General features: G+C 72.6%; 10 protein-coding genes and 2 pseudogenes. 7 read left to right on the forward strand and 5 right to left on the reverse strand.

Annotated features, from left to right (window positions below; all coding sequences use genetic code 11):
- The 5 genes and pseudogenes from GFD30_RS23200 to GFD30_RS23215 form a co-directional block, all read right to left on the reverse strand.
- Positions 1-340, reverse strand: a pseudogene (locus tag GFD30_RS23200) (D-glucuronyl C5-epimerase family protein); the annotation flags it as partial.
- Between the two features lie 309 nt (positions 341-649).
- Positions 650-1813, reverse strand: coding sequence for a DNA-processing protein DprA (gene dprA, locus GFD30_RS23205; protein WP_153027540.1), 1164 nt, complete (start codon positions 1811-1813; stop codon positions 650-652).
- 54 nt (positions 1814-1867) lie between these two features.
- Positions 1868-3424, reverse strand: a complete 1557-nt coding sequence (locus GFD30_RS23210) for a YifB family Mg chelatase-like AAA ATPase (protein WP_322633537.1) — start codon at positions 3422-3424, stop codon at positions 1868-1870.
- Between the two features lies 1 nt (position 3425).
- Positions 3426-3839: pseudogene (locus tag GFD30_RS28325) on the reverse strand (YraN family protein); the annotation flags it as partial.
- A complete protein-coding gene (locus tag GFD30_RS23215) occupies positions 3836-4408 on the reverse strand; it encodes a M23 family metallopeptidase (protein WP_153027541.1) in 573 nt (190 codons plus the stop codon). The gene GFD30_RS23215 and the pseudogene GFD30_RS28325, both read right to left, overlap by 4 nt.
- A gap of 432 nt (positions 4409-4840) precedes the next feature.
- Here GFD30_RS23215 and rpsB point away from each other — a divergent pair, with 432 nt between their 5' ends.
- The 7 genes from rpsB to GFD30_RS27290 all read left to right on the forward strand — a co-directional run bounded on the left by rpsB (position 4841) and on the right by GFD30_RS27290 (position 12293).
- Positions 4841-5665 carry a 30S ribosomal protein S2 gene (gene rpsB, locus GFD30_RS23220; protein ID WP_322633538.1) on the forward strand — a complete coding sequence of 275 codons (825 nt, stop codon included), beginning with the start codon at positions 4841-4843 and terminating at the stop codon, positions 5663-5665.
- Positions 5666-5695: 30 nt separating this feature from the next.
- The gene (gene tsf, locus GFD30_RS23225; protein ID WP_153027542.1) at positions 5696-6508 is read left to right on the forward strand and encodes a translation elongation factor Ts; all 813 of its coding nucleotides are present in this window, start codon (positions 5696-5698) and stop codon (positions 6506-6508) included.
- Between the two features lie 130 nt (positions 6509-6638).
- Entirely contained in the window at positions 6639-7364 is a 726-nt protein-coding gene (pyrH, locus tag GFD30_RS23230) for a UMP kinase (protein ID WP_153027543.1), read from the forward strand.
- 112 nt (positions 7365-7476) lie between these two features.
- Complete coding sequence (frr, locus tag GFD30_RS23235; protein ID WP_322633539.1) at positions 7477-8034, forward strand: ribosome recycling factor; 558 nt, start codon at positions 7477-7479, stop codon at positions 8032-8034.
- Positions 8034-8963 carry a phosphatidate cytidylyltransferase gene (locus GFD30_RS23240; protein ID WP_153027544.1) on the forward strand — a complete coding sequence of 310 codons (930 nt, stop codon included), beginning with the start codon at positions 8034-8036 and terminating at the stop codon, positions 8961-8963. The genes frr and GFD30_RS23240 overlap by 1 nt, the downstream gene beginning before the upstream one ends.
- Positions 8964-9063: 100 nt before the next feature.
- On the forward strand, positions 9064-10212 hold the full coding sequence (rlmN, locus tag GFD30_RS23245) for a 23S rRNA (adenine(2503)-C(2))-methyltransferase RlmN (protein WP_153027545.1): 1149 nt from the start codon (positions 9064-9066) through the stop codon (positions 10210-10212).
- 20 nt (positions 10213-10232) lie between these two features.
- The gene (locus tag GFD30_RS27290) at positions 10233-12293 is read left to right on the forward strand and encodes a DivIVA domain-containing protein (RefSeq protein ID WP_322633540.1); all 2061 of its coding nucleotides are present in this window, start codon (positions 10233-10235) and stop codon (positions 12291-12293) included.
- The last annotated feature ends 96 nt before the right edge of the window (positions 12294-12389 follow it).

The raw sequence follows: 12389 nt of genomic DNA on the forward strand, positions 1-12389 counted from the left end.
GGGCCTTGGCCCGGGTCAGGTAGAGGTCCTTGCGGGCGGGGTCGGTTTCGGTGCGGTAGGCGGTGATGCACCCGAGCCCGAACTGGATCTGGGTGACCGGCTGGTCGTAGCCCGGCTCGTCCCAGTCGGGCCGGTACTGGATCACGCCGTCGGCGTCGAGGTAGGTGTGCTGGGTGTCGGGGGTGACGTTCTCCCACCGCGTCGGCCGGTCCCGCCACGGCTTCATATGCTCCGGAATATCCAGCACCGCAACAAAACCGTCCTGTTTGAAGGAGAACGGCAGGGACGCCGGCGACTCCTGCTGCGGCGCCTCAGTCGTGACTCGGGGGGTGGTTTCCATGGGACTCCTCGTGTTCGAGCTGCGTTGGTGGCGATCGCGGCATCCACACGAACGAGGGCTTCGGAGTGTCCCACCCGGTTCCGGAAGATTTTTCGTGAGTTCGGTCCTAGGCGAAGCCCGCGACGGCGCGCCCATGGACGGCGGTGCCCCCGTCGGTCGCAAGTGGTCGTCAAGTCCGTGCCGGAACGCATTGCCGTTGGCATTCGGTCGACGGATCCGGTTGCCGGTGACCGTCGGCGTCGGTCGGGGCGGCTGCCATTGCAGGTCTGCTGTGGACTGTCGGCACCTCCGTTGGGTCGAACCCGCGGATCAGAGCTGCCGGGCCCGGGCCAGGCGCCAGCGGTCGTCTATTCGGTCGACCCAGCGCATGCGCTCGAGCCGCTCCAGGGTCTGGGCGGCGACGTCGGCGGGGAGTCCGGCCACCGCCGCCAGGCGGGTCGTCTCGACCACGTAGCCGCGGGGGAGCGACTCGACCAGGCGCGCTTCGATCTCGGTGAGCCGGTCGAGCGGCCGCCGCTGCGGCGGCGGTTCGCTCGCGAGCGGGCCGCCGATGCCGGTGAGGTCCTCGATCACCTCCTCGGCGCGCGTCACGAGCCTCGCTTCCCAAGGCTCCCTCGCCAGTCGGTGGACGCCGGCCGACATCGTCGAGGTGACCGGGCCCGGGGTGAACATCAGGACCCGGCCGAGTTCGGCCGCGTGCCGTGCGGTGTTGCGGGCTCCCGATCGGACCGCCGCCTCGATGACCACCGTTCCGGCGGTGAGCGCCGCGATGACGCGGTTGCGGGTCAGGAAGCGGTGCTTCATGGCCGTCGCGCCGGGCGGCCATTCGCTCAGCAGGAGTCCCTTCTCGGCGATCAGGTCGAACATCGAGCGGTTCCCTTTGGGATACGGCGCATCGGCTCCGGAGGCGAGGACCGCGACCGTCGCGCCGCCGCGGGCCAGTGCGCCCAGATGCGCCGCCCGGTCGATGCCAAAGGCGCCGCCGGAGACGACCGTCCACCCCGCGTCGGTCAGGTCCGCGGCGAGATCGTCGGCCAGGTGCTGGCCGTATTCGGTGGCGGCGCGGGCGCCGACGATCGCCACCGAGCGGGCGCAGAGCTCGGCCAGGTCGTGCGGGCCCCTGACCCACAGGCACCGGGGCGGGCGGACGTGCGGCTCGTCGGCGTCGCACACCAGATGCAGGTCGCGGAGTCGTTCGGGCCAGGCGGGGTCGTCGGGGACGAGGACCCGTGCGCCGCACGCATCAGTGGCGGCGGCGATCTGCTCGGCCCGGCCGGCCGGGTCCGGGGTGCACGAGACCGAGGCGCTCGTGATGCGGCGCAACCGGTCCGGCACATCGCCCTCCCAGATGCGCTTGACCGCCTCGATCGGGCCGGTCTCCTCCAAGAGGTCGTCCAGCTCGGCGTCGCCGGGCTCGACCAGGTCGGACAGCAGCATCAGGGCGCTGCGGGCGTCGTCGGGCAGGTTGGTCACCGGTCCTCCTCTCCGACCGCTCACCGGCGGTCGCTCGTTTCACGTCGGTCGGGTTCAGCGGATCGGATAGCCGAGCCGCAGTTCACTGGCCTCGGCCACGTCGTCGGCGGTCGGGCCGTCGTGCTCGCGCAGGTCGGCGATCGTCCACGCCAGCTTCAGGATCCGGTCGTAGCCGCGGGCGGTGATGCGTTCCTTCAGCAGCAGGTCGTCGACGTTCCTGCGCACCGGCGGCGCCAGACGCCACCGGGCCGATCGGAGCGCCGGTCCGGGGACTTCGCTGTTCAGGCCCCACGGTTCGCCGGCTTCGGACCACCTCGCGGCGGCCGCCTCCCTCGCCCGCAGGACCCGTTTCGCGACGGACCCGGAGGGCTCGGCCTTGGTGAGGTCGGTCAGGATCGCCGAAGGCGGCACCGGCGGCAGGTGCACCCGCAGGTCGATACGGTCCAGCAGCGGCCGCGAGATCCGCGCGAGATAGCCCCGGCGCCTCAGCGGCGGGCAGGTGCAGTCGGCGGGCTTGCTCGGCGCGCACGGGCACGGGTTCGCGGCCAGGACCAGAGTCACCTTGGCGGGGTAGCTGATCGAGGTGTTCGCGCGCCTGATGCGCACTTCGCCGCACTCGAGCGGTTGGCGGAGCGAGTCCAGGACCGACCGGTTCCACTCGGGGGCCTCGTCGATGAAGAGGACGCCGCGGTGGGCGAGCGCGAGCGAGCCCGGCCCGACGGCGCCGTGGCCGCCGCCGACCAGGGCCTGCATGGTGATCGAGTGGTGCGGCGCCTCGAACGGCGGGTTGCGGAGGAGGGCGGCCGCGCCGCCGGTGAACCGGCCGCGGAGCGAGTGCAGCGAGGTCACTTCGACCGCTTCGGCGTCCGTGAGCGGCGGGAGGATCGACGGGAGCCGTTCGGCGAGCATCGTCTTCCCCGCTCCCGGCGGGCCGATCATGAGCGTGTGGTGGCCTCCCGCCGCGGCGATCTCCAAGGCGCGGCGCGCGAGCGGCTGGCCGCGCACGTCGGACAGGTCCGGGAGGCGCGGCGGTTCCGGGGCCGGCGGGCGCGGGACCGGGTCGAGGGGCGCCTGCCCGAAGACCCACGCGACGAGGGTCGCGAGGTCGTGCGGGGCGAGGATCGTCAGCCCGTCGACCATGGCCGCCTCGGCGGCGTTCTCCGGTGCGACGATCGCGGTCCGCAGGCCGCTGCGGCGGGCCTCCAGGAGCGCCGGGAGCGTGCCGGGGACCGGTCGCAGGCCGCCGTCGAGGCCGAGCTCCGCGAGGAGCACCGCGTCGGCGAGGCGCTCGCCCGGCAGCAGCTCGTCGGCGCACATGATCGTGACGGCGAGCGCGAGGTCGGCGGCCGATCCGGTGGTGGGGACCGAGGCGGGCGCGAAGTTGACGCTGATCGACTTGTCCGGGAACCGCAGCGCGGAGTTCGCCATCGCGGACCGGACCCGCGTCTGGGCCTGGTTGACGACGTTGTCGGGCAGGCCCGACATGCGGACGGTGTCCGCGCCCTTGGCGGAGGACTTGAACACCGACGCCTCGACGGTGACCGCGACGGCGGAGGCGCCGACCATGCAGACGGTGTTCGTGCGCGCGTAACCCACGGCGTGCTCCTTCACGGTGCTCGAGTGACAGGTGCGTCGTGCCGGTGACCGTGAGCGCGACCCGGTCGAGCCGCCACGGCTGGTCGGGCCGGCAGTGCTCGCGCAGCCAGGCCCGCGCGAGGCGTTCGACCCGGCGGCGCTTCTCGCCGTCGACGGCCCCGAGCGGGCCGCCGAACCGCTCGGACCGGCGGGTCTTCACCTCGCAGACGACGACCGTGTCGGCGGCGCGGGCCACCAGGTCGAGCTCGCCGGTGCGGTGGCGCCAGTTGCGGGCCAGGATCTGCATCCGGTGCCGCTGGAGGTGGGCCGCGGCGAGCCGTTCGCCCAGGCGGCCCAGCTGGTGCGGGGTCAGCCGGCGGAGGTCGACGCCGGCGGCTCCGGACCGCGGTTGCGGCGTCCGGTTCCGTGCGAGTGTTCGCGAGATGTTCACGATCGGCCTCCGATCGCGATCGGCGCGGCGACCGCGCGGCCGGGGCGGGGGAGGAGGCGGACCTTGCCCGCTCCGAACAGCAGCATCGGGTCGAGGTAGAGCGGTCCGCGTTTGAGGCCGAGATGGAGGCAGACCGCGCCGGGGCAGGAGGCGTGGCCGGGCCGGAGGGTCCCGATCGGCTGGCCCGCCGACACGGTGTCGCCGGGGGCGACCGCGGGCTCGACCGGTTCGTAGGTGGTGCGCAGGCCGTTCGCGTGGGCGATGCTCACCACGCCGCGCCCGGCGAGGTCGCCGGCGAACGCCACGGTGCCGTCCCCGGCCGCGACCACGGTCTGCGCGTCGGCCGCGCCGAGGTCGACGCCGCGGTGGCCCGGCATCCACGGCAGCGGCGGCGGGTCGAAGGCGGTCCGCAGATCGAGCTCGCCGGTGGGCGGGTGCCATGGTCCTGAAGCGGTGTACGGCTGATCGGAGGCGGAGGCGGAAGCTGAGACGGGGCCAGTGAGCGCGGTCGCGGTGAGGATCACCGCGGCGACGAGGCCGGCGATCGCCGCGTTGTGTAGTTGTCGCATGACTCAATGTTCGACGGATCGCGCAGCAGCGTCGAGAACAATCTCTCCGGGCTGTGGATAACTCGCTTCAAGCGGTGCTGACCTGCCGGAACGGTTTCGGCCCGATCGGGCGCGGCGGGGGTTTCTCGCCGCGTCCGGCGCATTGCCTCAGTCACTGCCGTCCACCGCCTGCGCGGTGTTCGGGCGGGTCCAAGTACACTGATCAAAGCGGTACGGCACCACTGTGCGCCGAACCGACTTCGCGCGCTCGTCGCGGCCCGACCTCCATCGCCCGCTCGGTTTCCGAGCATTGCGGTGCGCGGTCCGGCCCTCGCGGTCCCCCAGGTCCGGGTCCTTCCCGGTTGCGGATCGCCGGAGACGGGCGCCAGGCGCGGGACGCCCGGACCTCGGGCGCCTCCCGCGAACGAACCAGGGAATGAAAGGAACACAACCGTGTCGGTTGTCACTATGCGTCAGCTCCTCGAGAGCGGCGTGCACTTCGGTCACCAGACCCGTCGCTGGAACCCGAAGATGAAGCGGTACATCCTCACCGACCGCAACGGCATCTACGTCATCGACCTGCGCCAGACGGTCGACTACGCGGCCAAGGCCCACGACTTCATCAAGAACGTCGTCGCCGAAGGCGGCGAGGTCCTCTTCGTCGGCACCAAGAAGCAGGCCCAGGAGGCCGTCGCCGAGCAGGCCCAGCGCGTCGGCATGCCCTTCGTGAACCACCGCTGGCTCGGCGGCATGCTCACGAACTTCCAGACCATCCAGAAGCGCCTCATGCGCCTCAAGGAACTCGAGATCATCGAGGCCAACGGTGCGGCCAACCGCACCAAGAAGGAAATGCTCCAGCTCATGCGCGAGAAGGACAAGCTCGAGCGCACGCTCGGCGGCCTCCGCGACATGGAGAAGACTCCGGCCGCGATCTGGATCGTGGACACCAAGAAGGAGCACATCGCCGTCGACGAGGCCCGCAAGCTCGGCATCCCCGTCGTCGCGATCCTCGACACCAACTGCGACCCCGACGAGGTCGACTACCCGATCCCGGGCAACGACGACGCCATCCGCTCCGTCGCGCTCCTGACCAAGGTCATCGCCGACGGCGCCGCCGAGGGCCTCCTGGCCCGCTCCGGCGGCCAGGGCGAGAAGGCCGAGGGCGAGCCGCTCGCCGAGTGGGAGAAGGAGCTCCTCGTCGAGGACAAGCCCGCCGAGGCCCCGGCCGCCGAGGCCGAGGCTCCGGCCGAGACGACCGAGCAGACCTCCGCCGAGTAACGGCACTCACGAGAAGTAAGAAGGGGAGCAATGGCCAACTTCACGATGGCTGACGTCAAGAAGCTCCGGGAAGCCACCGGCTCCGGGATGATGGACGTCAAGAAGGCCCTCGAAGCGGCTGACGGCGACTACGACACCGCCCTCGAGGCGCTGCGCATCAAGGGCGCCAAGGACGTGGGCAAGCGCGCCGAGCGCACCACGGCCCAGGGCCTGGTCGCCCAGTCCGGCAACACCATTCTCGAGCTGCTGTGCGAGACCGACTTCGTCGCCAAGAACGGCGCGTTCATCGAACTCGCCCAGACCCTGGTGGAGCGCGCCGACGAGGTCCGCCCCGCGGACGGCGCGGCGTTCGAGCAGGCCGAGCTCAACGGCAAAACCGTCGCCGAGGTCATCGCCGAGGAGTCGGTGAAGCTCGGCGAGAAGCTCGCCCTGGGCCGCGTCGGCTCGCTCGACGGCGACGTCGCGGTGTACATGCACCGCAAGGCCGCCGACCTGCCGCCCGCCGTGGGCATCCTCGTCTCCTACACCGGTGACGCCGAGGCCGCCCGCCAGGCCGGCATGCAGGCCGCCGCGATGCGGCCGAAGTTCCTCACCCGCGACGAGGTCCCGGCCGACGTGATCGAGACCGAGAAGCGCGTCGCCCTCGAGACCGCCAAGGAAGAGGGCAAGCCCGAGCGCGCCTGGGACAAGATCGTCGAAGGCAAGGTCAACGCCTACTACCGCGACTTCGTCCTGCTCGAGCAGACCTCGGTCCTCGACAACAAGAAGACCGTGAAGCAGGCGCTGGCCGAGGCCGGCACCGAGGTCACCGGCTTCATCCGCTTCGAAGTCGGCCAGGAGTAGCGAGCAGTCCGCGACCGCGGACTACACTGGCTCCAGCCGTAAGCATGGAAGGGGCGGCGGCGCAGGCCGCCGCCTCGTTCCATGTCCGCACCACGAGCGGCACTGAAGGAAAGTCAGAGCAGGGAGTGCCATGAGTCAACCCACGTTCCGCCGGGTCGTGCTGAAACTGTCCGGCGAGTCCTTCGGCGGCGGGTCCGTCGGCGTCGACCCCGACGTCGTCCAGGCGGTCGCCCGCCAGATCGCGGCCGCCGTCGCCGAAGGCGTCCAGGTGGCCGTGGTCGTCGGCGGCGGCAACTTCTTCCGCGGCGCCGAACTCCAGCGCCGCGGCATGGACCGCGCCCGCGCCGACTACATGGGCATGCTCGGCACCGTCATGAACTGCCTCGCCCTCCAGGACTTCCTGGAGAAGCAGGGCGTCGACACCCGCGTCCAGACCGCCATCGCCATGGCCCAGGTCGCCGAGGCGTACCTGCCGCTGCGCGCGATCCGCCACCTGGAGAAGGGCCGCGTCGTCATCTTCGGCGCCGGCGCCGGGATGCCGTACTTCTCCACCGACACCGTCGCCGCCCAGCGCGCCCTCGAGATCGGCGCCCAGGAGGTCCTGGTCTCCAAGAACGGCGTCGACGCGGTCTACACCGCCGACCCCAAGACCGATCCGGACGCGCAGCGCCTGGACGACATCACCTTCGACGAGGCCCTCAAGCGCGAGCTCATGGTCGTCGACCAGGCCGCCTTCAGCCTCTGCAAGGACAACAGCCTCCCGATGCGCGTCTTCGGCGCGGACGACGACGGCAACCTGCGCCGCGCCATCCTGGGCGAGCAGATCGGGACCCTCATCCACGCCGTCGAGGACTGACCCGGGCGAGTGAGGCGAACCCCGCGAACGGGGACGTCCGCGCCACCGAGGACCGACGGCGGGACGGTACGGTCAGAAGTGCTGTCAGGCCGCGAGAGAATGTGAGAAAGCCGTGATTGACGACACCCTCCTCGAAGCAGAGGAGAAGATGGAGCGGGCCATCGAGCACGCCAAAGAGGAGTTCGCCGCGATCCGCACCGGCCGCGCCTCCTCCGCCATGTTCAACCGGATCACCGTCGACTACTACGGTGCCCCCACCCCCATCCCGCAGGTGGCGTCCATCGCGATCCCCGAGCCCCGCATGGTGATCGTCAAGCCCTTCGACGCCTCCCAGATGAAGGACATCGAGGACGCGATCCGCAACTCGAACCTGGGCGTGAACCCGTCGAACGAAGGCACCCAGCTCCGGCTGAACCTGCCTCCGATGACCGAGGAGCGCCGCCGCGACATGATCAAGATCGTCCGCACGAAGGGCGAGGACGCCAAGATCGCGATCCGCAACGTGCGCCGCAAGGCCAAGGACGAGATCGGCAAGTTCGTCAAGGACGGCGAGGTCCCCGAGGACGAGGGCCGCTCCGCCGAGAAGGAGCTCGACGACCTGACCGGCCGCTTCACCGGCCTGGTGGACGAGCTCGTCGGCTCCAAAGAGTCCGAGCTGCTCGAGATCTGATGAGCGCGATTCCCGACGGTGCGCCCGGCCGTCGCCCCCACCCGTCTCCCGACGGGCCCGGGCGCGGGCCCGACACCGCCGAGGCCGGCCCCGATCCCAAGCCGAAGGCCGGCCGCAACCTCCCCGTCGCCATCGGCGCCGGGCTCGGCATGGCCGCGGTCGTCCTTGCCTCCCTGCTCTTCCAGCCGATCGCGTTCTTCGGCCTCGCCGTGATCGCGGTCGCCGTCGCCTGCTGGGAGACCGGCACCGCGATGCGCAAGGGCGGCAAGAACGTCCCGGTGATCCCGCTGGCCGCGGCGGGGGCGCTCATCGTCGTCCTCGCGTGGTTCGGCGGGGCCACCGGCCTCCTCCTGGGCACGGCCGTGAGCGTCGCCGCCCTGTACGTGTGGCGGCTCTCCGAAGGCGCCACCGGCTACCGCACCGACATCTCCGCCTCGGCGCTCGTCCTCGTCCAGGTCCCGTTCCTGGCCGGGTTCGTCATGCTTCTGGCCACTTCGGACGCCGGTGAGGCCCGGCTCATCGACGGCGCCGCCGCGCAGGTCCTCATCTACCTGTTCGCCGTGGTGTGCTCGGACACCGGCGGCTACACCGCCGGCGTCCTGTTCGGCCGCCACCAGATGACGCCGCGCATCAGCCCCAAGAAGTCCTGGGAGGGACTGGCCGGCTCGGTCGTCCTCGCCGCCGTCGGCGCCTCGGTCACCCTGTGGGCGTTCTTCGGCGTGTCCTTCCCGCTGGGCGTGGCGTTCGGCGTCTGCGTCGCGTTGGCGGCTACCTTGGGGGACCTGTCCGTCTCGCTGCTGAAGCGGGACCTCGGCATCAAGGACATGAGCAATCTCATCCCCGGCCACGGCGGGGTGATGGACCGGCTCGACTCCATCTTGATGGTGGCGCCCGTGGCCTATGTGTGGTTCCGTTACCTGCTCGGGTGATGTGTCCTGATTGGTGAATCCGATGAAGGAGGGCCCGGGGTGAATTCGACGATCCGGGGTTGGCGGGCCGTGGGCCTGTCATGCGAGACTAGGTCGTGACATGTCTGTAGCACTCACGTTGACCGAACCGCGCCCTCGCAAGGCTGCGCCCCGCCACCTCGCCGACCTCGATCTGGCCGGGTGCCAGTCCGTCCTCTCCGAGATCGGACAGCCCGCCTTCCGCGCCAAGCAGCTGCGCCAGCAGTACTTCGGGCGCCACGTCGGCGACGCGTCGCTGATGACCGACCTCCCGGCCGCCGCGCGCGAGGCCATCGGGGCGGCGCTGCTGCCGCGGCTCCTCGACCCGATCCGCGTCGACTCGTGCGACGACGGCAGGACCGTCAAGGCCGTGTGGCGCCTCTACGACGGCGCGCTGGTCGAATCCGTCATCATGGCCTACCCCGACCGGGTGACCGCCTGCGTGTCGTCGCAGGCCGGGTGCGGCATGGCCTGCCCGTTCTGCGCCACCGGCCAGGGCGGCCTCGACCGGAACCTCACCACGGCCGAGATCGTGGACCAGGTGGTCGCCGCCGCGCGCCTCGCCGAGGAGCGGGGACTGGGGCGCCTGTCCAACATCGTGTTCATGGGCATGGGCGAGCCGCTGGCCAACTGGGCCCGGCTCAAGTCCGCATTGCACCTCATCACCGGCCCGGTGCCCGACGGGATCGGGCTGTCGGCCCGGAACATCACCGTCTCCACGGTCGGCCTCGTGCCGACCATCAAGAAGCTCGCGGAGGAGGGCCTGCCGGTGACGCTGGCGGTGTCGCTCCACGCGCCCGACGACGAGCTGCGCGACGAGCTCGTCCCCATCAACACCCGCTGGAAGGTCGCCGAGGTCCTCGGAGCGGCCTGGGAGTACGCTCGGGTGACGAAACGTCGCGTCTCCATCGAGTACGCGATGATCAGGGACGTGAACGACCAGCCGTGGCGGGCCGACCTTCTCGGAAAGCTCCTGGCGGGCAAACTGGTCCACGTCAACCTGATTCCCTTGAACCCCACGCCGGGGAGCCGGTGGGACGCGAGTCCCAAGCCGGTTGAGGCGGAGTTCGTGCGGCGCCTCCGCGAAGCGGGCGTGTCCACGACGGTGCGCGATACGCGCGGCCAAGAGATCGACGGCGCTTGCGGGCAGCTGGCCGCTTCGGTCCGGGAGGCCGGTACGCCCGGTCGCGCCGGTGCGAAGCCGCTCGGCGCCTCCGGCGCCGCGGAGTAGGCGGAAAGGGTGGCTTGGTAGTGGCGAGTCATGGTGACCGGTTCCGGCGCCGGGCGTTGAGCCGGGGCTACAAGGTCGATGAGGTCGACGCGTTCCTGGACCGCGTGGAGGCGACGCTCGCCGGTGAGCCGGTGGGCAGCCCCGTCTCGGCGGACGAGGTCGACGACGTCGTCTTCAGGGTCCGCTTCGGCGGCTACGACGAGTGGCAGGTGGACGTCTACCTCGACCGGGTCGCGCGTCAGCTCGCCGAACTCGAGGAGCGCGGCGTCCTCGGCACCGCCCCCGCCCCCGACTACGGCAAGCCGGAAGCCGCCGCCTCGGCGCCGGTCGGCGGCCGCGGCTTCGACGAGCCCCCGATGCAGCCGGGCCCGGGCGCGCGCCGCGCCCCCGAGACCCAGGCGACCCAGGTCATCCCCGCGCACGACATGATGGCCGCCCGCGAGATGGCGCCCCCGCCGCCGGCCCCCGAGCCGGTCGGACGCGGACGCGGACCCGCCGCCCGGGCGGCGGCCGCGCCGCCCGACAACGAGGGCTTCGGCGACCTCCGCGGCGACGACGACGAGGGCTTCGGCTTCCTCGCCGGCCCGCCCGGCGACGACTACGACGACCCGTTCGCCAAACGCGGCGGCGGCCAGGACTTCGGTGCGCCCCGCCAGCAGGGCCGCGGCGACTTCGGCGGCCCCCGCGACGACTTCGGCGGTCCGCCCCAGGACCAGTTCGGCCCGCCGCAGGACCAGTTCGGCCCGCCGCGCGACGACTTCGGCCCGGCCGACTTCGGCCCCGGCCAGGGCGGCCCGGCCGACTTCGGCCGCGACGAGTTCGCCCCGCAGCGGGCCGCCAACGGCGCCAACGGGTACGGTCCGCGCGGCGGCGCCCCTGAGCCGGGCGTCTACGGCGGCAGCGAGTACGGCGGCCCCCGCGGCCCCGAGCCGGTGCGCGGCGACTTCGCGCCGCCCGCCCCGGCGGGACCCCGCGCCGGAGGCCCCGTGCACGACGGGCCGCAGGCCGGTCCCGTCCCGCACGGCGCCACCGAGCAGCTCCCGCTCCAGTCCGACCCGCGCCGCGGCGGTTTCGGCCCCGCCGACCAGCCGGGCGTCTACGGCCAGGGCCCGCGCCGCGGCGCCCCCGAGCCGCCGCCTCCCGGGTTCGGCGCGGCCTACGACGACGAGTTCAGCGACACCGGCAGCCGCCGCGCGGCCCCGCCGCACCAGTCGCCGATGCAGCAGAACCCCATGGGCCAGCCGCCGCACCAGACCGGCGCGATCCCGCGGGCCGACCGCTACGGCCAGCCCGAACCCGAGCCGATGCCGCCCGCGGCGCCGACCCAGGCGATCCCGCAGAACCTCGTCCCGGGCATGGGCGGCCAGCCCGGCGGCCCGATGGGCCGCCCCGAGCCGCCGCAGCCCGAGCCGTACGGGGCCCCGCGCGGCCGCGAGTACGGCCAGGGCGGCTTCGGCGGCCCGGGGCCGCAGGAGGACACCGGCTACGGCCGCCGCCCCGGCGTACCGAGCCCGCCCATGCAGGGCGGCTTCGACCGGGGCCCGCACGAGCCGACCGGCGGTTTCGACCGCGGGCCGCAGCACGAGCCGACCGGCGGTTTCGGAGGGCACGGCGGTGCTCCCGCGGGCCCGCCCCCCGGGCAGGACCCGACGGGCGGCTTCGGCGGACCCGCCGGACCCGGGCCGCGCGGTGCGGCCACCCCGCCCGACTTCGGCCGCCGCAACCCGTACGAGGGCCGCGGCGCGTTCGAGGCCCCCGGCCGGCACGGCCGCGAGGAGATGACCACGGAGATGCGGGCGTCGGACTCGCCGTTCACGCCCGACGACGTGCAGCGGCTCGAGCAGCTCCGCCGCGCGTTCCAGCCGCGCCGCTTCGGCTCCGGTTACGACCCGAGCCAGGTCGACCAGATGTTCGACGCGGTCTCCGCGGCCATGACCGGCCGCAACCCGGTCCCGCTGTCCGATCGCGAGCTCGACACGAGCCAGTTCTCGCTCGTGCAGGGCGGCTACTTCGAGGCCGAAGTGGACTCCGCGCTGCGCGAGGTCCGCGAGATGTTCGCCCGCCGCGGCATGATGCACTGAGCCGAAGCAGCAGACGACGAGACAGGGGCGGGGGGGGGGGGGGGCCCCCCCCCCCCCCCCCCCCCCCCCCCCCCCCCCCCGCGGGGGGGAGCCCCC

The organism is Glycomyces albidus (assembly GCF_009451885.1).
In the GTDB taxonomy this organism is placed as follows: domain Bacteria; phylum Actinomycetota; class Actinomycetes; order Mycobacteriales; family Micromonosporaceae; genus Glycomyces; species Glycomyces albidus.